Annotated in this window: 38 protein-coding genes, 1 tRNA gene and 1 pseudogene; 35 read left to right on the top strand and 5 right to left on the bottom strand. The window is 38.2% G+C overall.

The features are described 5' to 3' along the window. Positions 1–26: 26 nt before the first annotated feature. Entirely contained in the window at positions 27–815 is a 789-nt protein-coding gene (locus AR1Y2_RS13545; RefSeq protein ID WP_137329442.1) for a MerR family transcriptional regulator, read from the top strand. A 21-nt stretch (positions 816–836) separates the two neighbouring features. Here AR1Y2_RS13545 and AR1Y2_RS13540 read toward each other — a convergent pair. The 3 genes and pseudogenes from AR1Y2_RS13540 to AR1Y2_RS13530 all read right to left on the bottom strand — a co-directional run. Continuing rightward, positions 837–1,226, bottom strand: a pseudogene (locus tag AR1Y2_RS13540) (peptidoglycan-binding protein); the annotation flags it as partial. 49 nt (positions 1,227–1,275) lie between these two features. Further along, positions 1,276–2,703: a recombinase family protein gene (locus AR1Y2_RS13535; protein WP_243118758.1), complete on the bottom strand. Its 1,428-nt coding sequence runs from the start codon at positions 2,701–2,703 to the stop codon at positions 1,276–1,278. A gap of 202 nt (positions 2,704–2,905) precedes the next feature. After that, on the bottom strand, positions 2,906–3,523 hold the full coding sequence (locus AR1Y2_RS13530) for a hypothetical protein (RefSeq protein ID WP_137329440.1): 618 nt from the start codon (positions 3,521–3,523) through the stop codon (positions 2,906–2,908). A 104-nt stretch (positions 3,524–3,627) separates the two neighbouring features. On the opposite strand from AR1Y2_RS13530, the gene AR1Y2_RS18340 reads away from it, so the two are divergent. Further along, positions 3,628–3,825: a helix-turn-helix domain-containing protein gene (locus AR1Y2_RS18340; protein WP_137329439.1), complete on the top strand. Its 198-nt coding sequence runs from the start codon at positions 3,628–3,630 to the stop codon at positions 3,823–3,825. A gap of 273 nt (positions 3,826–4,098) precedes the next feature. Here the strand turns inward: AR1Y2_RS18340 and AR1Y2_RS13520 are convergent, their stop codons facing one another. Next, positions 4,099–4,530 (bottom strand): helix-turn-helix domain-containing protein, encoded by a 432-nt coding sequence (locus tag AR1Y2_RS13520; protein WP_175403660.1) that lies wholly within the window; start codon positions 4,528–4,530, stop codon positions 4,099–4,101. Between the two features lie 118 nt (positions 4,531–4,648). On the opposite strand from AR1Y2_RS13520, the gene AR1Y2_RS17865 reads away from it, so the two are divergent. Continuing rightward, the gene (locus AR1Y2_RS17865) at positions 4,649–4,822 is read left to right on the top strand and encodes a hypothetical protein (protein WP_175403659.1); all 174 of its coding nucleotides are present in this window, start codon (positions 4,649–4,651) and stop codon (positions 4,820–4,822) included. Positions 4,823–4,908: 86 nt separating this feature from the next. Continuing rightward, on the top strand, positions 4,909–5,271 hold the full coding sequence (locus tag AR1Y2_RS13515) for a hypothetical protein (protein ID WP_137329437.1): 363 nt from the start codon (positions 4,909–4,911) through the stop codon (positions 5,269–5,271). Here AR1Y2_RS13515 and AR1Y2_RS13510 read toward each other — a convergent pair. Next, positions 5,231–5,455 (bottom strand): hypothetical protein, encoded by a 225-nt coding sequence (locus AR1Y2_RS13510; protein WP_118476709.1) that lies wholly within the window; start codon positions 5,453–5,455, stop codon positions 5,231–5,233. The genes AR1Y2_RS13515 and AR1Y2_RS13510 overlap by 41 nt on opposite strands. A gap of 132 nt (positions 5,456–5,587) precedes the next feature. Here AR1Y2_RS13510 and AR1Y2_RS17860 point away from each other — a divergent pair, with 132 nt between their 5' ends. The 31 genes from AR1Y2_RS17860 to AR1Y2_RS13390 all read left to right on the top strand — a co-directional run bounded on the left by AR1Y2_RS17860 (position 5,588) and on the right by AR1Y2_RS13390 (position 19,907). Beyond that, positions 5,588–5,734: a hypothetical protein gene (locus AR1Y2_RS17860; RefSeq protein ID WP_175403658.1), complete on the top strand. Its 147-nt coding sequence runs from the start codon at positions 5,588–5,590 to the stop codon at positions 5,732–5,734. Between the two features lie 31 nt (positions 5,735–5,765). Further along, on the top strand, positions 5,766–6,182 hold the full coding sequence (locus AR1Y2_RS13505; RefSeq protein ID WP_137329436.1) for a hypothetical protein: 417 nt from the start codon (positions 5,766–5,768) through the stop codon (positions 6,180–6,182). Further along, positions 6,163–6,348 carry a hypothetical protein gene (locus tag AR1Y2_RS13500; RefSeq protein ID WP_137329435.1) on the top strand — a complete coding sequence of 62 codons (186 nt, stop codon included), beginning with the start codon at positions 6,163–6,165 and terminating at the stop codon, positions 6,346–6,348. Before AR1Y2_RS13505 ends, AR1Y2_RS13500 begins: the two co-directional genes overlap by 20 nt. 156 nt (positions 6,349–6,504) lie before the next feature. Further along, entirely contained in the window at positions 6,505–7,404 is a 900-nt protein-coding gene (locus tag AR1Y2_RS13495) for a rolling circle replication-associated protein (RefSeq protein WP_137329434.1), read from the top strand. Further along, entirely contained in the window at positions 7,401–7,823 is a 423-nt protein-coding gene (locus AR1Y2_RS13490; RefSeq protein ID WP_137329433.1) for an RNase H family protein, read from the top strand. Before AR1Y2_RS13495 ends, AR1Y2_RS13490 begins: the two co-directional genes overlap by 4 nt. Continuing rightward, positions 7,820–8,218, top strand: coding sequence for a hypothetical protein (locus AR1Y2_RS13485; protein ID WP_137329432.1), 399 nt, complete (start codon positions 7,820–7,822; stop codon positions 8,216–8,218). Before AR1Y2_RS13490 ends, AR1Y2_RS13485 begins: the two co-directional genes overlap by 4 nt. Further along, positions 8,215–8,499, top strand: coding sequence for a Veg family protein (locus AR1Y2_RS13480; RefSeq protein ID WP_137329431.1), 285 nt, complete (start codon positions 8,215–8,217; stop codon positions 8,497–8,499). The genes AR1Y2_RS13485 and AR1Y2_RS13480 overlap by 4 nt, the downstream gene beginning before the upstream one ends. Continuing rightward, a complete protein-coding gene (locus tag AR1Y2_RS13475) occupies positions 8,496–9,257 on the top strand; it encodes a ParA family protein (RefSeq protein ID WP_137329430.1) in 762 nt (253 codons plus the stop codon). Before AR1Y2_RS13480 ends, AR1Y2_RS13475 begins: the two co-directional genes overlap by 4 nt. Positions 9,258–9,284: 27 nt before the next feature. Beyond that, complete coding sequence (locus AR1Y2_RS18055) at positions 9,285–9,626, top strand: hypothetical protein (protein ID WP_243118757.1); 342 nt, start codon at positions 9,285–9,287, stop codon at positions 9,624–9,626. Positions 9,627–9,657: 31 nt separating this feature from the next. Then, entirely contained in the window at positions 9,658–10,551 is an 894-nt protein-coding gene (locus AR1Y2_RS13470) for a DUF3850 domain-containing protein (RefSeq protein WP_243118756.1), read from the top strand. Next, positions 10,544–10,702 carry a hypothetical protein gene (locus tag AR1Y2_RS17855; protein ID WP_175403657.1) on the top strand — a complete coding sequence of 53 codons (159 nt, stop codon included), beginning with the start codon at positions 10,544–10,546 and terminating at the stop codon, positions 10,700–10,702. Before AR1Y2_RS13470 ends, AR1Y2_RS17855 begins: the two co-directional genes overlap by 8 nt. Positions 10,703–10,785: 83 nt before the next feature. Beyond that, positions 10,786–11,085, top strand: a complete 300-nt coding sequence (locus AR1Y2_RS13465) for a hypothetical protein (RefSeq protein ID WP_137329428.1) — start codon at positions 10,786–10,788, stop codon at positions 11,083–11,085. A 157-nt stretch (positions 11,086–11,242) separates the two neighbouring features. Continuing rightward, on the top strand, positions 11,243–11,611 hold the full coding sequence (locus AR1Y2_RS13460; protein WP_137329427.1) for a hypothetical protein: 369 nt from the start codon (positions 11,243–11,245) through the stop codon (positions 11,609–11,611). 34 nt (positions 11,612–11,645) lie between these two features. Further along, positions 11,646–11,849, top strand: coding sequence for a hypothetical protein (locus tag AR1Y2_RS13455; RefSeq protein WP_137329426.1), 204 nt, complete (start codon positions 11,646–11,648; stop codon positions 11,847–11,849). A gap of 213 nt (positions 11,850–12,062) precedes the next feature. Further along, positions 12,063–12,242 (top strand): DUF7167 family protein, encoded by a 180-nt coding sequence (locus tag AR1Y2_RS13450; RefSeq protein ID WP_137329425.1) that lies wholly within the window; start codon positions 12,063–12,065, stop codon positions 12,240–12,242. Positions 12,243–12,266: 24 nt separating this feature from the next. Further along, positions 12,267–12,617 carry an ASCH domain-containing protein gene (locus AR1Y2_RS13445; protein WP_137329424.1) on the top strand — a complete coding sequence of 117 codons (351 nt, stop codon included), beginning with the start codon at positions 12,267–12,269 and terminating at the stop codon, positions 12,615–12,617. A gap of 17 nt (positions 12,618–12,634) precedes the next feature. Continuing rightward, positions 12,635–12,838, top strand: coding sequence for a hypothetical protein (locus AR1Y2_RS13440; protein WP_137329423.1), 204 nt, complete (start codon positions 12,635–12,637; stop codon positions 12,836–12,838). Positions 12,839–12,858: 20 nt separating this feature from the next. Then, complete coding sequence (locus tag AR1Y2_RS13435) at positions 12,859–13,044, top strand: DUF7167 family protein (protein WP_137329422.1); 186 nt, start codon at positions 12,859–12,861, stop codon at positions 13,042–13,044. 20 nt (positions 13,045–13,064) lie between these two features. Next, positions 13,065–13,235, top strand: a complete 171-nt coding sequence (locus tag AR1Y2_RS17850; RefSeq protein ID WP_175403656.1) for a hypothetical protein — start codon at positions 13,065–13,067, stop codon at positions 13,233–13,235. Between the two features lie 23 nt (positions 13,236–13,258). Next, the gene (locus AR1Y2_RS17845; RefSeq protein ID WP_175403655.1) at positions 13,259–13,405 is read left to right on the top strand and encodes a hypothetical protein; all 147 of its coding nucleotides are present in this window, start codon (positions 13,259–13,261) and stop codon (positions 13,403–13,405) included. A 115-nt stretch (positions 13,406–13,520) separates the two neighbouring features. Then, positions 13,521–13,679 (top strand): hypothetical protein, encoded by a 159-nt coding sequence (locus tag AR1Y2_RS17840; protein WP_175403654.1) that lies wholly within the window; start codon positions 13,521–13,523, stop codon positions 13,677–13,679. 23 nt (positions 13,680–13,702) lie between these two features. Further along, on the top strand, positions 13,703–14,488 hold the full coding sequence (locus AR1Y2_RS13430) for an adenine nucleotide alpha hydrolase family protein (protein ID WP_137327839.1): 786 nt from the start codon (positions 13,703–13,705) through the stop codon (positions 14,486–14,488). A 56-nt stretch (positions 14,489–14,544) separates the two neighbouring features. Further along, entirely contained in the window at positions 14,545–14,712 is a 168-nt protein-coding gene (locus tag AR1Y2_RS13425; RefSeq protein ID WP_137329421.1) for a ribbon-helix-helix domain-containing protein, read from the top strand. Positions 14,713–14,786: 74 nt separating this feature from the next. Continuing rightward, on the top strand, positions 14,787–15,215 hold the full coding sequence (locus tag AR1Y2_RS13420; RefSeq protein WP_137329420.1) for an SPFH domain-containing protein: 429 nt from the start codon (positions 14,787–14,789) through the stop codon (positions 15,213–15,215). 202 nt (positions 15,216–15,417) lie between these two features. Continuing rightward, positions 15,418–16,413, top strand: a complete 996-nt coding sequence (xerA, locus tag AR1Y2_RS13415) for a site-specific tyrosine recombinase/integron integrase (protein ID WP_137329419.1) — start codon at positions 15,418–15,420, stop codon at positions 16,411–16,413. A gap of 14 nt (positions 16,414–16,427) precedes the next feature. Beyond that, a complete protein-coding gene (locus AR1Y2_RS17835; protein WP_175403653.1) occupies positions 16,428–16,565 on the top strand; it encodes a hypothetical protein in 138 nt (45 codons plus the stop codon). Then, positions 16,558–16,959 carry a hypothetical protein gene (locus tag AR1Y2_RS13410; protein WP_137329418.1) on the top strand — a complete coding sequence of 134 codons (402 nt, stop codon included), beginning with the start codon at positions 16,558–16,560 and terminating at the stop codon, positions 16,957–16,959. The genes AR1Y2_RS17835 and AR1Y2_RS13410 overlap by 8 nt, the downstream gene beginning before the upstream one ends. A gap of 110 nt (positions 16,960–17,069) precedes the next feature. Further along, positions 17,070–17,140 (top strand) — tRNA-Arg (locus tag AR1Y2_RS13405). Between the two features lie 18 nt (positions 17,141–17,158). After that, on the top strand, positions 17,159–17,542 hold the full coding sequence (locus tag AR1Y2_RS13400; protein WP_137329417.1) for an HNH endonuclease: 384 nt from the start codon (positions 17,159–17,161) through the stop codon (positions 17,540–17,542). A gap of 198 nt (positions 17,543–17,740) precedes the next feature. Then, positions 17,741–18,223 carry a hypothetical protein gene (locus AR1Y2_RS13395; RefSeq protein ID WP_243118755.1) on the top strand — a complete coding sequence of 161 codons (483 nt, stop codon included), beginning with the start codon at positions 17,741–17,743 and terminating at the stop codon, positions 18,221–18,223. After that, positions 18,213–19,907 (top strand): terminase TerL endonuclease subunit, encoded by a 1,695-nt coding sequence (locus tag AR1Y2_RS13390; RefSeq protein ID WP_137329415.1) that lies wholly within the window; start codon positions 18,213–18,215, stop codon positions 19,905–19,907. Before AR1Y2_RS13395 ends, AR1Y2_RS13390 begins: the two co-directional genes overlap by 11 nt. Positions 19,908–19,921 lie beyond the last annotated feature (14 nt).

Genomic DNA, 19,921 nt, shown 5'->3' with positions numbered 1-19,921 from the left:
TAATGGGAGAGTCAAGGAGAAGTGAGATGAAAGAATATCTGACAATCGGAGAAGTTTCTAGAATGAAAGGAGTAGGCATTAAATCCTTGAGATATTATGACCGGATTGGCATTCTGAAACCTGCATATACAAATCCCAAAACCGGGTACCGTTATTATTCCATTGAGCAGATGTTGATGCTGGATATGATCCTGCTGTGTCTGGGATTGGACATTCCACTGAAAGAAATGCAGGAATATATGGATGAGGAGAGCCATTTAGATGTAAAAAGCCTGCTGGAGGACGGCCGCCGAAAGGCGGAGGAGAAGGCAAAAAAGATACAGGAGACATTGTCTCAGATTGACGGTTTGGAAAAGAGGATCAAAGGGTCTGATGAGATAAGAAAAAGGGGCAGGGATATTTATGATAAATACATTGGGGAGAGGGCGGTCATTGCGCTTCCATGGGAACATCCGGCTGCAGATGACAAAGCATATATGAGTGAGATCACAAAATTGTACTCTTTATCACAGGAATTGGGACTGACTGTGTTTTATCAGCAGGGCCTGATCCGCTATAGAAAAGGCGAAAAGGATCTCTACTATATATTTATGGAAATACAGCAGTCAGATCTTAAGGATCCCAGGATTTTTTATCTGCCGGAGGGCATGTACCAATGCAGTGTTTCGGACGAAACGAGGATTGAGGAAGGTAATACGGTGGATTTCGATGAAGAAGGACTCATAGTTGAGACTGATTTTTATTTTGATCGACAGCCCAAAGACAAATATTTTTTGGAGTTACAGATATTGAAAGGAATAGGCAGCGGGAAATAGTGTTCCGCTGCCTATTTGATTTTATGGATTTAGTTCCGCGATCCGGCTGACCGCTACATAGATCTCGCTGATCTTATACCAGGTAGGATAGTCAACGATTCCCGTCTGTCCAAGTCCGAATACATTCTGGAATGTCCTTACGGCATCGGCTGTCTGCTGTCCGAAGGAACCGTCTACCGGGATCGTAGGGATGGAAGGATAATCCTTCGCAATCCGGTTTAATTGTTCCTGCATCTGGCGTACCTTGTCACCCGTGGAACCAATAGTCAGGTCATGGCCCGGCCAGGAGGCAGGAATACCTGAGATCTGCTCCGCAGTATTGATATAAATACTTTCACCGTAGTAGTATCTGAGGATTTCGATTGGAGTGTATCCTTGATCGCCAAGATACTTAGATCCCCATTGTGTCATCCTTATAGTAATAGCGTATGTAGTACGACGAAGCACGCATTTATCAGGTTTATGAATAATAGTAATAGATGTCAACCTCTCCATCAGATTTCCTGTAGACTATTTTTTTAACAATCGAATTGATAGCTGCATACTTCTCATCCTTTGTAGTTGATTCACTTGAAACAATATCGTATACGCTTCCAATCCTTTTAGGCATATCTGCTTTCATTTCTTCTTCAGGGACATTTAAACACTCAAGTTTATTTTGTAGAGAAGATCGTTCTCTTGTAAGTATATCTTTATTTTCCTTGTATTCATCCAAAGTGTCAATTCCATTCCTGTAGGCTTCTTTGATTCGAAGCTCCTTCATATCTATTTTTTCTAACTGTAACTTTAAGATTGAGATTTCATCAGAGTTCTTGTTATCTGTCAGGATCTCGAATGGAACGTCTTTTTTTAGCGAGTCTTCTTTTAACATTGCCAATACAATAGGAACAATCTTTTTTTCGGATACCTGATGGGACACAGTGCATTTCCCTTTAAAATATCCATAACATTGAAAGTTTGTATAAATCCTTCCATATCTTTTGTCAGTGTGGACAGAGGTAGAAAGACTACGCCCGCAAGCAGAACATTTAATCAGGCCGGAAAGCCAATGCCGCTTGACAGATGACGGTTTGCTTTTCGGGGGGACTATCTTAGACATTAATTCTATTCTTTCGTTTACAGCATCCCAAAGCTCTTCAGAAACGGTGGGCTCCAATCCGGGAACTTTCACTATAATCCAATCCTCTTTTGATTTCCTTGATCCATCTGGATTTCTATAGTTCCATCTAAGCCAACCTTTATAGATCGGATTGGTTAAAATATACTTAATTCCTCTTGCCTCAAATAATTTTCCTGTTTTTGTCCGATAGCCAAGTGAATTTAGATATCTTGCGATTTCTAAAAAACCCATGGAAGAATTGAATTTTTTAAAAGCTATCTCAACGGGTTTTGATTCTTCTGGAACTTTCTTCGGAAGCTCACCTTTACGGACAACTTTATATCCAATAGCGGGTGATGCTTGGAAATTGCCACGCATAGCGTTTTCAACCATGCCTCTTGTAACATCCTCCCCCAGGCGAATAGAATAAAATTCGTCCATCCACTCAATGATCCGCTCAATTAGCTTGCCGAACATCCCGTCACCCGTCTGCTCCGTGATGCTTATCACATCGACTTTACACTTATTACGAAGTAAATTTTTGTATACAATACTTTCTTCTTGATTCCTTGCGAAACGGCTGAACTTCCAAACTAAAATCACATCGAAGGGCGCAGGCTTTTGTTTTGCCATAGATATCATTTTCATAAAATCAGGTCGCTTATCAGCTTTCTTTCCCGATATCCCCTTATCCATAAAAATAAATTCATTGCTAAGGATCATGTCATTCTTCTTTGCGTATTCGATCAGAAGACGTTTCTGAGCGTCAGGAGACAATTCCTCCTGCATATGGGTACTGACTCTTATGTAAGCGGCAGCAGTTTTCATTATATCACCTCATTCTATTGTATTAAAAAAGAGTACAAAAATAACACCTATTGCCAGGTGCCTTCATGAAATGATATAATATGTATGCGACTACGATATTATATCCGACATGACCGGTAATAGTATCATTTTATTTCCGCCTGGTTGACGCCGGGCGGTTTTTTTATTTTTGGTTAAGTTTATCTAATTCCCGTTGTGAAATTAAGTATAGTTTAATGTCAACGACTTCAACGCAATCGAATTTAGGGTTATCGCTTTCAACTTCTTCGATTTTCTTTATATAACCTTCTGCTTTATGAAATGCGTATTCGTTTGAAATCATTTCAGCAACATGAGCCGGAACAACACCGATATCCATATCTGTCCTGTCAGGAACAACTAAATATGCAGGTTCGCCTTTGTATTGATATTCTTCTAAGTGAATTGTATCATCGACAGATATGTCAGAAATCTCATCCTGCCGGAGAAAATCCCCGTCTTTGTAACAAGGAAAAGTTACACCAGCTAAGTGAAAAGTTAAATGTTTTGAAGGCTTTGCAGATGGCTTGAAATCCGACGATGCAAAATCCTGTCTTGATTTAACGAACTTCGGTCTATTTTTCTTTTGCCTCATTGTGAAAAAGAGAGTCGAGCCACAAAAAAGTAAGAGTCCAAATAAATAGATTATAAGCCCTGGAAGAAAACCAACTTGTTTAATTATTTTTGACATATTGTAGATGATATAGCCAGTCCATATTACAAAAACAACTATAGTTATTTTGTTAAAGCTATGTTTTTTCATAAAACTTCTCCTTATTGTAGAAATTTAACTGCGTTCATCTGAGTGTATTATCGTGGTAAATTTTACCAAGGTATAAAAACTGACTTTTATTTATAATTTGTTTTATGGAAATAAGAACATGGCACGCACGGCACAATAAAAATATAACTTTAAAGCAATTACAAGATCTAACTGGAATCACAAAAACCGCATTAAACGAAATTGAGAATGGAAAAAAGTCACCCACATTAGATCAGTTAGAAAAAATAGCAAAAGCCTTAAATGTACGGATCACTGACCTTTTTATAAGCAAATATAAGTAAATTATACCATAATTTCAAGCTGTAGTGGCGGTTCAATGTACGATTTCCAGAATACCGGAAATCGTATGTATATATGACACAAAAGAAAGAAATTATGGTAAAATCTTTATATCTTATAAATTTCACATATGAAAAGGGGGATAAGCCAATGAATCACATCCCATATGTCAAACAAATTATTGAAAAACTACAAGAAATGGACGAATCAGACGAACATTTCATAAAACAGATTTTAGTGCTTATTAACAGGCACTTGCAGAAAAAGGGGACGAGTTAATCGTCTTCTTTTTTTGTATGTTCATTTTTTAAGTACTCACTTATTATATGTTCTTTTATATCTGCACTTGTTTTACAGAGCACCTCTCGTCCTGATCGGTCTAAGTTCTTGTATGATCGCATTGTCGCAAGTATCAAGTCAAAGAAATCATTTTTTTCTTCTAGGAACATAGAGACATATTCGGCAACTTCATCCTCTGGCGGGACGAACATTTCACCAGTTCCATTCTCTAAATAAGAAATATTTATACCAAATTCTGAACAGATAAGTGCCTTTGTTTGATCGGATGGATTGTTTTTTCCGGATTCTAACAAACTAACAGACGATTTTGTTATATGTATTCTCTTTCCAAAATCATCTTGACTTAATTCAAAGTATTGTCTTATTTCTTTTATTCGTTGTCCAATTTCTTTAAATTCGTTACTCAATTTATCACCTCCATAAATGAATCATATCAGAAAAAGTTAGTTTAGTCAACTAAAAAGAGTTGACAAAGATGATTTAACAAACTATAATGTAAGTGTAATCAACAAGGAGGTGAGAAAAATGGACGTAAAAAAAATGACAGAGGAAGAATTGAGAGAAACAACAATGAAAAACCTTTTACAAATGGATAAGCAGAGCTTGTTATTAATGAAAAGCAATGCAGAGGTATTGTGTATGTACCAAGAAATGAAAAAACGGGAGCAACAAAAAGACCAGGGAAAGAAACCAGCATAGGGATGAAAAGCAGGAAAAGAAAAGACATCTAACACAGCTACGTAAACCGGCTGTGGAAGGACAAGTATAAGAATCGAGGTGAGAAAGTGACAAAAGACTTAAAAGCAGCAAATGTAATTAATCATTACACAAATCTTCAGAATGCCATTTATGCAGAACTTCCAGAACTAATCAATAGAATACATGTTGAAGCCCTGATGAATTGCGAAGAGGGATCACCTGTTTTTTTTTCGGATGATACAAAATTTATTGAAGGATTCATAGAGGATACGAAAAGAGTCTTTGAAATATCAATGAAGAAAAGCGGTGAAATGATAAAAGAAATCTTGAATGAGACAGAAGAAGAACCCCAAAACATAAAAAATATTTTGGGGGAGAGTGAAAGCGTTGACAAAATGAGTGAACAAATTACTCATCAAATTCAAGGACTTCTGAAAGAACGGTTTTAAGAACAACTTTGTTCATTTCAAGTGATGTCATAATGGCCATTACGGCAAGAGAGCCAGAATCAATTTTACCATTTTCATCTGCATAGTTTAAAAACATAGTTTCTATAGCGTTTTTGTTTGCGTATTTCTCCAGGGCTTTTTTATAGGAAGAATCAAAAAGCAATGAAAAATCGTTTTTAGTCATAGAGATCTCCTTTCTTCTGATACTCGGCTCTGGCGGGAGCCTGTACTAAAATTATAAAGGAGATACATGGAAATAACAAGCAGGAAACAAGGACAAACAGCGGTTCATAAGATGTATAAAGGAGGTGATTTTGTGCTAAAACCAGGAAAACGTTATGTTGAAATTAATGGAAAAGACGTTCCAATGGAAGAGATCCCGGAAGATGAACTGGAAGAAATAAAAGAAGAATTTGTCCGAAGGGTAATCAAATCACTGGGAGGGAAGGTCACAACTGCGTAAGCAGTTGCAGAAGGACAAGCAAGGAGGAGCCATGTATATAAAAAAGCAAATGAAAGAAGAAATATATGCGATGCATCTGAATGGGATACCAATAGAAGAGATCGCAAAGAACAAAGATATTAAAATTGGGGATGCAGAAAAAGCAATCATAGAATGGGAAACAATCCTTTTAAAAGAAGTAGACCCACGGATCATTAGAAGAACATTTTTGTATTCTCTTGAAGGGAACTCTGTAGCTAAAGCTGTTTGTGATACAGCGGAAAAAACAGGACAAGCCAGAGATATTGTAGAAGAAATCTTGGGATTTCAATATCCTTTATTAACAGTACAGAGTGAAGGAGACAGAGACTTTGTTAATTGCTGGAACGGAATACATACTTATTGTCAATGCGTAAAGCATGGGAGAGCAAGGGAGGCTAGGAGGTACTATGCATTGTGCAAAGGATAGGCTGACCATGCGTAACGGAGACACAAATACATATCGGGCGTCAAAGATTTCAGAGACGTCAGAAGAAAATAATTGCCTCTTTGGACAGCTTGTGGACAAGCTGGGCCAATATGAAGACTTGGGAACGGTCGAGGAACTTAGAGAATTAAAAGAAAAAAGGCGTTAGATTTTGGGAGAATCTAACGCCAAGGTATTTGCATGGTAACAAATAAATCCTTAAGTTCATTTTACCATGCACATACTGAAAATGCAAGGAGCCGAGCGGCTTATATCGGCCTTGTAATTTATATTAACAACTCAACGAAAAGTAGGTGGTGCGTAGGTGACAAGGAAGAAGAGAGGGATGACCTACATCCCATATAACTATGAGGAAGCATTCAATCAACAGATCGAGACACTCCATGAATATTTCATAGAACAGATGCTAAAGTACCGATTCAAAGCGGTATATGCCTGTAAAGAAGTAAGGGCAGGTGAACAGCTTGAAATAGAGATCTATCCGGAGTTTTCAAAGCTGTCAGATATACCGGAAGGGGCAAGACTCAAAAGGGATAACTCGAAGGCACAAAAGAGTCTGAATGATAAGAACGCAAGAAAATATGTGAATCGGCTCATAGAGCATAATTTTACGGACCGGGATATCTGGATCACTCTTACATACGGGAAAGGGCAGGAGCCGGACGATATGGATGAAGCGATTAAGAATATGCAGAACTATATTAGAAGGATTAATTACCAGCGGAAAAAGCGTGGCCTGCCAAATGCAAAGTATGTCTATGTAACAGAGTTTTCGCCAGAATCAAAAGTCAGGTGGCACCACCATTTAGTAATGGATGGGCAGCTCGATATGGACCTGGTAGAAAAGACCTGGAAAAAAGGGCACAGAAATGAAACACGACGTCTGGAAAAAGATGAGTATGGTCTAACTGGTCTGGCAAATTACATAACCAAGGAGCCGAAAGGAAAAAAGCGATGGAACAGCAGCACAAACCTAAAGCAATTTAGAGTTCGGAAAGTCCATTCAAAAAAGGATCAGTTCGGAAAGTACAAAAAGGTGGAAGGTTATGTAAAAGAAATGGTCAAAGACCGATCCTATTTGGAATGGCAAATGAAAGAATGGTTCCCAGAGTATCTTTTTACGGAGTCGCAGGTTTACTATAACGATTTTAACGGGATGTTTTACATTCGGGCCAGGATGCGGAAAAGAAGGGAGATTCCATGAAACGCATAGATATTTACATATACACAGCCTGCCATGCAAGGAAGACCGGACCAGCAGTGTACCGGGCAATCTTGGAGTATGTATCAATAAAAACAAATCTTCTGATTGATGAAGGACAATTAGAAGATACGACCAAGAACCGGGCAGTAGTAGAAGCCGCACTCCGAGCATTGCACAGGATCAAGAAGGGCGAACGAATGGAAATCACGATCCACACGGAATCGGAATACTTCATGCGGATATTAAAAGATCTAAATAGGTATGCAGACGCAGATTGGCAGAAAGCAAATAAGCAAGACATTAAAAACGCAGACTTGTGGAAGCAAATCTATGTCTTTGCAACGCTGCACAAATTAAGGTGCGATATTAATTTAGACAAATATAACTGCAAAACAATTTTGGAAGGGAGACTTACATGATTAATTTTGACGTACAGAAAGAACTTGGATATTACAGCGATGAAGAGGCAGCAGGACCGATTGAGATGCACCATATTGTTTACCGGTCACACGGAGGCGTAGACCACTTTTATTCAAAAATAGCCCTCCCGGCCGGATTCCATAAAGGAAATAGGGGGCCACACTTGAACAAAAAAACGGATAAGGCTTTGAAAGAGGCTATGCAGAAAGAATTATTTGCGGCGTTCCAAGAATTTGCTACATATGACATTAATGCAATCCTGACCATCCTACAACCAGAAAATAAACGAAGCCGTGAAAAAATTTGCAGACAGATGGAAAAGACAAAGAATATCGCAGGGGAGTACAAGGCAGAGGACATTGTAAGGACCTTGATGGGAGGGAGATTGCATTGAGAGTAGCGAAGCAAAATGGACGCTATGCATACACGGATGAAATGATGCGAAAATCCATGAAGCTGAAAGCTGGAAGTCAAATAAGCGTTTCTAAATGGGTAGGGAGAGGAAAAGAGGCTCATATGCAGCGGATCGAAGGGAAATTAATAGAGATCTATCCGCATTATATCCTGATAGAAGTTGAAAAGAAAAAAGGGAAGTACCGGGAATGTTTCTTAAACAAAGATATTTTCTTTGGAAACGTAAAGATTCAAAAAGCCAGAAGGGAGAAAGCAATTTGAAAACGATATCAATTATAAACCTAAAGGGCGGGGTTGCAAAAACGATCTCTAGTGTAAACATAGGCCATATACTGGCAGCAGCCCACGGATTCAAAGTTTTGCTGATCGACAATGATAAGCAGGGCAATGCAAGTAAAATATTGAATCGGCATGATTATAGCCATAAAGGAACCGCGGACATCATGACGGAACGCAGAACGGAACTGAAAGAAATAATACAGCAAACGGATTATGAAGGGCTTGACATTATAACTGCAAACATGAATCTTTTGAAAGCAAATTTAGAGGTTCTCCTTGACCAGCAGAGACCGCAACAGACAAGATTCAAAAAAGCTTTAGAGCAGGCTCAAAGGGAGTATGACTACTGCATTATAGACAATGCCCCGGATATAAATATATCCACGATTAATGCGCTGGTGGCAGCAGATGACGTATTAGTACCGGTCACGATAGATGACTTTGCTCTGGACGGTTTGGCAGAATTAAAAGAGCAGATCGACAATACAAAAGAAGATCTAAACCCAAATCTTCGTTTCTGCGGGTGTTTTGTAACACAATACGACAGGACAAATGATGCTGATATACAGGGGAAAGAGTTTTTTAAAACCTTGGAATATCCGGTTTTTGAAACATGCATCAGAAAAACGCCAAAAATGAAGCCTAGCACGTTTGCAAGAGAACCAATTCTTTTATATTCAAGCAGATGCGCAGCATCATACGATTACAAGTCGCTAGTAGAAGAATATCTAAAAATGTGACCAATTTGGTCACGTTAAGGAGGAAAAATGCCAAAGGAAAACTTTAACTTGATGGATCTACTGAACCAAAGATCAAAGGAGACAGTAGAAAAAAAGAGCGAGAAAGTTTTGGAGGACGCAGAAAATATAATGATTGATATTTATGATCTGGCCCCGTCGAAAGAAAACTTTTACGATACAAAGAAAGAAATTGAAGAGTTGAAACAGTCTATTGAATTGGTAGGGCCTGCTGCAACCACTGCTTGTGAAGAAAGAAGGAGAAAAATACAGAATCATATCCGGGCACAGGAGAAGAATTGCTATGCTTGCACTTGTGAAAGAGGGAAAAGAACGATTCCGGAAAGTGCCATGTGTAAAGAAAGACAGTAAAAATGCCATAATGGACAGGCTGGCCCTGATCATGGCAAATAGATACCGGGACAAAACGGATTGGGAGAAAATGACGGAAGTTATTAAAACTGAAGAACTGGTTTTAAAACTTAGAGAAGAGTATGAAATAAAGGGGAAAACCAGGGAATTAATTTCCGAGATTGTAAAAAGTGCACCGGCTCAGATCGGGAGATATAAAACAATATATAAAAATCTTTGTTCAGATCTGATGGAAGAGTTTAAAAACGACAACATAGGTATTTCGGCAGTTTATGAGGCAGCAGGTATGTCAGAGGAATGGCAAGAAAGAGTATTTGAACTGTACAAAGAAAATGGAACTCTCAGCATAAACGATGTAATCACGATGAAGGAAAAAGAGGAAGAAGCAAAACCAATACCAGGTCAGATTGAAATGGAAGAGTTTGTTGAAAATGAAGCACATGGCACTGAAGAGAAAGGAGAGCAGCGAGGGTTCGAAGCAAATCCAGAAAAAATAATATCAAAATGCTTCTCATGTGCAAACTGGGAGCAGTGTAGCGAAAAAGGGGAAGCTGTTGATTATTGTCTTGACTTTAAAAACAAAGATATACCAGGATCCATGTCTGAGCGAGAACTGCAAGAGACACATTTTATGAACAAACCTGAGAATCAGACGGTAGATGCGAACGGCGAGATTCGCAATCGGAGAATTGAACATGATGTTAAAACTGCGGCTGAGTTTTTTGAGGACGCAAAAGCGGGGATAAAACCATTTGAATTACGAAAAAACGACCGGGATTATAAAGTGGGAGATTTCATGAAGATGCGAAAGTATAAGGATGGTGAATGGAGCGGAGATATTATCCGAAGGGAAATAACATATGTTCTGGAGGATCATGAAGGGCTGAAACCTGGCTACTGTATTTTAGGGGTGAAAGATGTATGAAGAATTTATACCGTGGTGGAGCTGCCCGGAGTGCGGCAGCAGGGATTTTGAAATTGAGGAACTAGCTGTAGAGATAGAATACGGATTAACAGACGGCTATAAGTGTAAGGAATGTGGACATAGAGAAATTGTCCCATATCCAAACATGTAGCATATATCACAAAGAAACTATTAATATCGACTAAAGGAACTAATGCGAGTAGGCCCCTCTTAGTAGGGGCAGAAAGGAGAACAATGAAATTATTGAAACGGATAGATGAAATAGAAGACAGACTTGATAGTCAAAACAGGAACATAAATAGATTATCAAACGAAATCAGAAGAACGCAAAGGGAGGGAAGAAAAATGGAATGCAAGAATAAAGAAATTTTTGTAAAAGGAATCAAAAAAACAGGCACAAGAATCGGATATAAAACAAAAATGTTGAGAGTCATGGTAACGAATGATCAGACGGGAAAAACATTGTCGGTATCAGACGGAGATACAATATTTACATTTTCTGCCGATGAAATTTCACGCTGGTTAGAACGATGATGGAACTAATATTACACACTGCGCTAATTTTTGTGGCCGCTTTTGAGGTTACGGCAGGATTTATAAGTGAATGGAGAGGGGACAAAATAAAGCAATTTGAACATTTTCAAAAAGCAATCCTTCTTATATTGATTGCAAAAATGTAGAAAGGAAAATCATGATAGAAAAAGAAAAAGGGATTTATGAATTACAGATAAAAATAGAATTGGATAACGATGATTTAAAGACGCTTGAAAGATATGGAGAGATTAGAAATAATAATGCACATCCTTCAGAAGAAAATTTAAAAGGATATTGCGAAATCTTATTGGGCGGAGCAATTGATAAACTCTCTGAGGAATATGATCAAGTGGAGCTAGAAGAGCATGATCCGAGTATTAGAGAGATACGAGAAATGCAAAGAAATCTAAGAGGAGCCGCGGATGAACTGACAAAAGTGATAGTGGTAGCAAAAGAAGGAGACGAAGAAGCAAAAGATACAGCAATTGCAAAGTACATGCTTAAACTAATAAAAATTGGAAAATAAATTGTTCGCATTACGAAAGGAAGGAGGAAAAGACATGGAGATTGTTTCAAACGGTGAATGCAGGGCTGAATTTACTGAGGAGGAGCAGGAGATCCTTAAGAAGTCGGAACAGATTTTGGACGAGGCGCGGATCAAAGTTTTTGAGGAAGGATCAGGAACAGAGGTAGAGGATGAACTGCAATATTTCTTAGAGGACACTTCCAATAGTCTAAGGAGAATTATTGAGGGAAGATATTAACGGTGAATAGAAGAAGTGGACTGGTTCCGGCCAGAGAAAGGGGCGAAACGATAAAAATGAAAAAGACAAAAAAATTCCGGCATTGCAACGAAGCTCTCCAGAATTTCATTAGTTTTTCACTTGGCATAATAATTTCTATTGTTTTGATTATTATACGAATAATCAAATACGCTTAGAAAACTCACCTATATTAGCATTTTAGGAGGTGAGGGAATGAAATTAAGAATGAAATGTGGAATCGGGTACGTAGGAGCAGAATACGTAGAAGAGGTTGAAATACAAGAATCGGAACTGAAAGGGATGGATGAAACGGAAAAAGACAGCTATATTTATGAAAAATATCTTCGCCCATTTGGGATGGAGCATTTAGAGTTGTCGTATGAGGAGATATAAAAAATTAAGATTTAGGGGGATAGGATGCTATTATTACCGATAAAAAGAAAATGGTTCCAGATGATTCTTACTGGTGAAAAGCGTGAAGAATACAGAGAAATCAAACCATATTGGACAAAGCGTATTCTCAGGGAGTTGGGATATCCAGAAGAACACTGGGAAGGTATTAAAGAATGTTTGATAGAGACGAGCACAGGCCGTTCTTTTCTGGTACATTTTAGGAATGGTTATGGGAATAACGTACCAGAGTTTATAGCGGAATGCCATTTATCAATTGGAAAAGGAAAAGAAGAGTGGGGAGCAAAACAAAATGTGGAATACTTTGTGTTTCATATTGAGAGAATCACTTGGTCTGCAACAAGAGGTATAATTTAAAATTTTGAGGAGGTAAAATGATAATCTTAGCACAAAGTGGTGAAGAATATGATGCCTATGAATTTATTCAGTCTGGGAAAGTAATAAAAATAAAATCTACAGAAGACAGAAGAATAAATATTATTGTTGGCACCTATGGTAGCAGACAAAGAGCAATAGAAGTGTTTAAAGAAATAGAGCATGCCACTAAGAATGGGAAATACAGGATGCCTAAGGATTAGAATATTAAGGAGGATAAGCAATGAAAATAAGAATGAAATGCGGAATTGGATATGAAGGCGCAGAGCACGTAGATGAGGTGGAAATACCAGACTCTGAATTAGAGGGAAAAGATGAATTAGAAAAAGAAAACTACATTTATAAAGAATACCTTCGTCCGTTTGCAGAAGAATATCTGGATATGGGATATGAAGAAATTAGAATTTAGAAAAGAAGGGAGATACAGATATGAACGAAACGAAGATAGTAGAAGTTGACCGATGCATAAACCTTGGGTGTATATTTTGCATCGGAAGACAGTGCATTACAGATCCAGAAATAGACTGCAAAACAAATGAGTGTATGAGCACCAATAATCAGAAGTATATAATTCCAGAGTGTGACATTGTAGAAGACTGAAAATTAGGATTTAGGAGGGCAATATGGAAGAGTGGTATGACGATAAATGCTGCGCCACTTGCATAAAAGGCGAATTGGTGAAGGACAATGACGAGGGCGAAATGGTTTATTGTAAACCAATAGATGATTATGTAGCGACAGATTACTATTGTCCAGGATATAAAAATTAGTGGGTGACGGACATCCAGCGGGGTGCAGAGGGGTTCGATTCCCTGAACGAGCCGGTTCAACTCCGGATCGTGCAAGGTGCAAAACCCCGTATTTTTAGTATTTGAGGAGGAAAAGATGATTAGATGTAATAGTCAAAATAGATGCGGAAAATGCGTGGCTGAAATGGACGGGCAAGAGAGCAAAGGTGGCACGATTGTATGTGATATTGCAGAAGATCTAGAGTTTTGTATAGATGATATTTTAGCAATCTGTGAATTTGCAACAGATGAATAAAATTAGAATTTAGGAGGAAGGACATGAACATTGTATCATTTGGTGGAGGAACGAATAGTACTGCAATGATTATTGGTATGTATAGAAGGAAAATTCCTATTGACCTGATCTTGTTTTCAGATACAGGAGGAGAACATCCACATACATATAAGCATGTAAGTAGATTTAATGAGTGGCTTAAAATCCATGGATTACCGCAAATTACAGTTGTGAGAAATGTAGATAAAGAAGGGAATGTGTTTACATTAGAAGAAGAGTGCTTAAAATCCCATTCTCTTCCTAGCATAGCATATGGATGGAAGAAATGTAGTTTAAAACACAAGATCGGGCCTCAGGATAAATATTGCAACCATCACCCTGAATGTAAAGAAATATGGAAGACAGGGAAGAAAATAAATAAGTATATTGGGTATGATGCAGGAGAAGTGAGAAGAAAGGAACATGCATTTGCTATTGATTTACAAGACAAGAAATATAAGAAAATTTATGCATTGATTGATTGGGATTGGTACAGAGAGGATTGTATTAAGGCTATACAGGAGGAAGGACTTGAACTTCCAGGAAAGAGCAGCTGTTTCTTTTGCCCATCTATGAAAAAGACCGAAATCAAGGCGCTAAGACGGGACTATCCGGAATTATTTAATAGGGCAATCACAATAGAGGACAATGCGCAGAACCAGCTTATTAAAGTAAAAGGACTTGGAAGGAGTTTTGCATGGAAAAACTACATGGAATGGGAAGATAGCCAGATCAGTATGTGCCAATTTTATGAGGAAAACGAAATCCCTTGTAGTTGCTATGATGGTTAAACTGAGATATTAAAAAATTTGTGTATTGCTACACATCAGGAAAGGAGTGTTTCAACATGGCAAGACAGAAAAAGGAGCCGGAACAAAAATATATTCGTCAAAATGTTAGCATGGAACCTGAACAAATGAAACAGTTGATTAAGTATTGCCAAAGGGAAGATCGCTCAATTTCCTGGGTGATCCGGCAGGCATTAAGTGAGTATTTGGTGCGTAATGGTGTGTAGTGATACATACCGAAACTGAGATTTAGCTGTCCTATCGGCTGTACGGGGAAATTAAAAAAATGGAGGTATAAAAAATGTTTTTAGTAAAGATTTTATTGCTTTTGGCAACAGTGGTAACAGTTATGATATTTGGAATTAAAAAGGACGTAGATGATAATGGTCACTATTTCAGCCCGGGGAAGAAACAACTATTTGCAATTATCCCGTTAACACTTTTCTTGGTTATAACATTTTGCATGGCATATGTTCCAGCAAACAATGTTGGTATTAAATGGTCCGCTTTTGGAGGTACGAGCAGTAAAACATTAAAGGAAGGGATATCCTTTAAGTCTCCTTTGGATAAGGTATATAAAATAGAAACAACTGTTCAAGAGAGGACTATGAAAGGGGTTAAGGTGCAGACAAAAGATTCTCAATTTGTGGAATCAAGAACAGATTTTAAGATTACTAAGTCGTTGCTGCGGAGAGTTTTCAATGTTAAGTTCACAGAATACAGAAGATAAGAAAGAGTTTGACAGCGCAATAAGTAAATGCAGACAGATTATGGCGGTAAGAATTATAAGAAAATATAGACCAGAACTTTTTAAAAAATAAGAATCCAAAAAGATTAATGAATTCACAATGTGAATAGAGAGGGGAATATGAAAAAAGAAAAGAAAGGAGGATAGGTTCCGCGGACAATAGATATCTTCCTAAAAAAGAGCTATGAACAAAAAAGAAGAATTGGTCAACACATTGCTAGTCAGGTTATCCGTCAAGTTTACTCCGGAACAACTTTCAACGGTGCAACAAAGCATGTATCTGGTGTTAAATAATTATGAAATTGATGATCGAAAGACGGAATTAACAATCTATAATCAAGACGAGGATCACAAGATGTATAACATGTTCTTTGTCTCTAAAAAGGTATCCGGACTCTCTATGGAGACATTAAACTATTACGGTTATGTCCTGCAAAGATTCTTTCATGAGATTCAAAAGGATATCAAGAATATTGATACAAATGATATCCGGTACTATTTGGCTGAACGGGCAATGAGAGATAATATATCTAAAGTGACGCAAGATAACGAGTTGCGGGTATTAAAATCTTTCTTTAACTGGCAGCAGGAAGAAGGATACCTTCAGCACAGTCCGGCCAGGAAGGTTGCAAAGATCAAGCAGGACTATCGAATTAAAAAACCGTATTCAGAAATCGAACTTGAAAAATTAAGACGTGAGACGACAAATAAAAGAGATCTGGCAATCATAGATGTTCTTTATAGTACCGGATGCCGGGTATCAGAAATTGTTAAGGCGAATAGGGAAGATATCGCCGGGGACGAATTAACCGTATATGGAAAGGGCGGGAAAGAAAGAGTTGTATACTTAAATCCTAAAGCCATCCTAACCTTGACAGAATACATAAATGACAGAGAAGACGACAACGAAGCTCTATTCGTTCATCTGCGGCGGCCGCATAGCAGGCTGAAGAAAGAAGGAATAGAAAGTATGATCTGCGAGCTTGGGAAACGTGCAGGAGTAAAGAAAGCACATCCGCACCGGTTCCGCAGGACCGTAGCAACAAACGCTTTAAACAGAGGAATGCCGATGGAAGAAGTTCAGCAGCTTTTGGGACATAACGACATACAAACCACTTCCATCTATGCAAAATCAACCCAGGAAAATGTAAAAGCAGATCATAAAAAGTATGTGGTATAGGGAGGACACAAACAATGACAGAGAGAGAAATTTTAAAGGAAGCAGAGAACTACTGTAATAAAAAGAAGTGCAAGGAATGTGATTACTGGAAAGCTGGACAAGGATGCAGGATTAATTATCCTGGAACAAAAGGAGACAAAAAACATGCCTAAACCGTTGTCTGAGAGGAAATGGGGAATTACTAAGCATGCATTCTACCAGGCTTATCATTTTGCACTCAGATACACGGAGTTCCGGGATATATTAAAGTACAAGACGGACACGGTGGGAAGCCAGGACATGGACGGGATGCCAAAGGGAAATGGGAGTAATGATGCGACACAGAATCTTGCAATAGTTCGGCAGCAGGCGGATAGAAATTGCCAGATAATTGAACAAACAGCCATTGAGGCGGATGGTGATATCTATCAATATCTTCTAAAAGCAGTTACAGAAGAAAATGTTACATTCAAATACTTAAAGACAGTAATGAACATTCCGTGCGAAAAGGATATGTTCTATGATAGACGTAGAAAGTTTTACTTCTTGCTGTCAAAAAAAATATAGAATGACCGTAATCAGAATCCTTTTTTTATAGTATTATAGTAGTATCGGAATAGGGAACAGGGAAGGTAGCCAAACGGCAACAGTCCTTGTTCCTTTATTTTGTGGAGTGGCGCGGATTAGTGAAAGGGTATCATGTCGGTCTCCTTAGCCGAAGTTATAGGTTCGACTCCTATGTCCGCAATTTTGTCAGGAGGATAAGATGCTGAAAAGTTGTAAATATTGTGGAAGGATCCATGACAGTAAGTTCAACTGTGGGAAAAAGCCACAAACAAATAAGAAGAATACAAAGGAAACAAAGTTCCACAGATCAAGGGTATGGACAAAGAAAAGCATAAGGATCCGGGAAAGAGACGCTTACCTTTGCCAATGCTGCATCAGAAAGATCGCGGGAACAGTAGAGGAACATAACTATAAAAACATATCAGTGCATCATATTGAGCCGTTGTGTCAAGCATGGGATAAGCGGCTGGATGATGACAACCTGATTACTCTCTGCGGGTATCATCACGAAGAGGCAGAGAAGGGGAACATAAGCAGAAGGATATTGAAACGGATTGTCGAGGAGCAGAACAGTAGCAGATAAGATGTAGCAGGTACCCCCCTGGGGGTGGAAAAATGAAATACCATCGGTCGTGTAGACCGACGCCCTACCTTTATCTATAATTTATTCCCACATCAGGTTTTCAAATTTGAAAAGATAGGAGGGATATTAAGGCCAACACCCACAAAGCCAACAAATATAATTGAGATGGAAGGTCGTTCCCATCGGACAAAGAAGGAAATGCGCCAACGCAAGCAGGCTGAACAATCTTTGTTGACAGGGGAAGAAATTAGAGAAAAACCGGAAGTAAAACAGAATAAAATTGCTCATAAAGAGTTCCTCAGAATAAAAAAATTACTAAAAAATATAGAAAAAAATGATGATTTGTACGGAGTTGTGATCAATAGGTATTGTCTTCTTTACGCCGAGTGTTTTGAGTTTGAGCAGAAAAGAGAAAAGATGTTTGAACAGCTCTGCGACCTTCAAGAAAAAGAGAATGAATTAATTGAACATGAGGAAATGACACTCAAAGAATTTTATGGGATGGAAAATAGTATGCAAAAAAATTTGATTGCTCTGGATCGGCAGGTGCAATCAAAAAGAAAAATGCTGTTAGAAATCGAAAAAGAAAACATTATGACCATTGCATCTGCTTTACGTTCAGTGCCAAAAAAAACAGAAAAAAAGAAAAATCCTTTGATGGAGGCGCTGAATGGTTCGTGACGGGAAAGCTTATCAGTATGCGGCGTGGTGTGTCACTGAAACAGATGGAAAGGTACCAAACTATGTGAAAAAACAGGCGAAGGACTGGATTAATATTGCAGATGACAATGATCCGGATGCTTATGTCGATGAAGAGGCGTATGAGAGAATATGCCGGTTATTAAAAATCATGATCCACCCGGATCTTCGATGCAGCATTTATGATGGACTGGAAGATTACGCATGGTTGTTTATTACGGCAACTCTTTGTACAAAGCTAAGAAATTCTGAATTTGACTCACGATTTTATGTCACTGCATTATTGGAAATTGCAAGAAAGAACTTCAAGACCTTCACCAGCGCAGTGATATTTATTATATTGATGCTTACAGAACCGGATTTTTCCCGGTTCTTTTCCGTTGCACCAGATTTGTCACTTTCCAGCGAGCTACAAAAAGCAATCAGAAAAATAATCAAGGTATCACCAGCACTATACGATGAAGATGAATCTGCATTTAAGCTTTTACGAAGTCAGATCATTTGTAATTTAAATGAAAACGAATACACCCCGCTTGCATATAGCAAAGACGGGATGGACGGTAAACTTGCAAATACATTCCTTGCGGATGAAGCTGGTGCATTGGATGAATACCCCGTAGAAGCTATGCGTTCTTCTCAGATCACATTATTTAACAAGCTGGGGATCATCATTTCAACACAATATCCGAACGATAATAATGTGTTAGTGGATGAAATTGACATAGCAAAGAAAACGCTTGACGGTCTGACTGATGACCGTCGATATTTTTCTTTGTTATATGAGCCGGATCAGGAGTTACAGACCGGGGATGCATGGAAAACTGATGATCGTGTTATTTACCAAAGTAATCCGGTGGCAGTAGCACATGAATATATTTTTAAAGAACTTAAAAAGAAACGTAATCTGGCAGTTATCTATGAAAATAAAAGGGAAAATTATTTATGTAAGCACAGCAACATTCTGTACAAAGGGCTTGGAACCGAAGGTTATATTGATGTACAAAAAGTTAAAGAATGTAGGATAGAACAAAACTTGAAATTTTGGAGAGGTCGCCGCGTATGGCTGGGAGTTGACCTTTCCATGACGGACGATAATACGGCAGTCGCTATGGTAACAGAGGAAGAAGGAGTCATTTATGCAAAAGTATTTGGATTCTTGCCAGCTGACAAGATTGAATACAAGTCAAACAAGGAGCATGTCGATTATAAAAAAATGATCAGAAATGAATATTGTTATGCCTGCGGAGACGAAGTTATTGATTATGGGGAAATTGAAAAATTTATCCTGGATATCGAGAAGAAATTTGATGTTGAGATTGTCCAAATTGGTTACGATAAGTGGAACGCGCTTGCAACAGTGCAAAAACTTGAGGCAGAAGGATTTGAATGTGTCGATATTAAACAGCATAGTTCTGTACTTCATATGCCAACGAAATTATTGAAGGAAAAAATACTTCAGCATGAATTTCAGTATGAAAGTAATCGTTTACTTGAAATCAACTTTCAGAATGCCAGGTGCACAGAAGATACGAATTTGAACAAATATGTGAATAAGAAAAAATCAAGTGGAAAAGTCGATATGGTGATTTCCTTAATCAATGCAATCTATTTGATACAACAGGATATGTTGTATGGAAATGATGGATTTATATGTCAGATGGCATGAAGGAGGTATAAAAG

The organism is Anaerostipes rhamnosivorans (assembly GCF_005280655.1).
GTDB classification, from domain to species: domain Bacteria; phylum Bacillota; class Clostridia; order Lachnospirales; family Lachnospiraceae; genus Anaerostipes; species Anaerostipes rhamnosivorans.
The sequence above is the reverse complement of the archived record's forward strand: the minus strand, read 5'-3'. Positions and strand labels throughout refer to the sequence as shown.